The sequence below is a fragment of the Ventosimonas gracilis genome (assembly GCF_001580025.1).
GTDB classification, from domain to species: Bacteria; Pseudomonadota; Gammaproteobacteria; order Pseudomonadales; family Pseudomonadaceae; genus Ventosimonas; species Ventosimonas gracilis.
In genome coordinates, this window is record NZ_LSZO01000138.1 from 1 (window position 1) to 445 (window position 445).

The following is a 445-nucleotide window of genomic DNA, read 5'->3' on the forward strand; positions in this document are numbered from 1 at the left end:
CATTGATCAAACCGGCATACAGATTAATGGGCAGCGTTTAGCCCATTCCAAAGCCTTAGCCACCGACCCTGGCGGCAGACCCTTACCGAAGTTTGAACGGGCGAATTACACACTGGCCGAAAACGAACTGCTGCTCATCGGCGATGTCAGCCCCGCCTCATTTGACAGCCGCTATTTCGGCCTGATCGACCGTGCGCACATTAAAGGCGTGGTACGGCCTGTATTCACTTGGTAGGAGGCAGGAACTATGCGCTTATTTATCGCGGAAAAACCTTCGGTTGGCAAAGCCATTGCCGAGGCGCTGGGCGTCACAAGCAAGGACGACGGCTACATCGAGTGCGGTACCGACAAAATTACTTGGTGCTTTGGGCATATGCTGGAACTTGCCGAGCCGGACGAGTACACGCCGGACACGGTGCCGCGCAGTAAAGCGGGCAAGAAGTAC

At 55.5% G+C, this 445-nt stretch carries 2 protein-coding genes; both read left to right on the forward strand.

What is annotated here, in order from left to right; all coding sequences use genetic code 11:
* The coding region (locus AXE65_RS06375) for a S26 family signal peptidase (protein ID WP_193393237.1) at positions 1-235 on the forward strand (235 nt) is incomplete at its 5' end.
* Positions 236-247: 12 nt separating this feature from the next.
* The coding region (locus AXE65_RS06380) for a toprim domain-containing protein (RefSeq protein WP_153015405.1) at positions 248-445 on the forward strand (198 nt) is incomplete at its 3' end.